Annotated in this window: 1 pseudogene; it reads left to right on the top strand. The window is 49.5% G+C overall.

From position 1 onward, the window contains the following. A pseudogene (locus DWY55_RS22410) lies at positions 1 to 281 on the top strand (RHS repeat-associated core domain-containing protein); the annotation flags it as partial.

Genomic DNA, 281 nt, shown 5'->3' on the forward strand with positions numbered 1-281 from the left:
GAGAATGTAACCGCCTATGACAAGAACGGCAACATCAAGACCCTGCAACGCTACGGTCAGACCGCTGCTTCCGGTTACGGACTGATTGACAACCTGACTTTCACCCTCGCCAGCAATCTGTTGAACCGCGTGGACGATGCGGCAGCGGCTTCCGCCTACGGTGGCGGCTTCGAGTTCAAGGACGGCGTGAAGCAGGCGAACGAATACACCTACGATTCCAACGGAAATTTAACTAAAGATTTAAACAAGGGAATTAGTACAATTACCTATAATGTATTAAA

The organism is Bacteroides sp. AF25-38AC (genome assembly GCF_003602995.1).
In the GTDB taxonomy this organism is placed as follows: Bacteria; Bacteroidota; Bacteroidia; order Bacteroidales; family Bacteroidaceae; genus Bacteroides; species Bacteroides uniformis.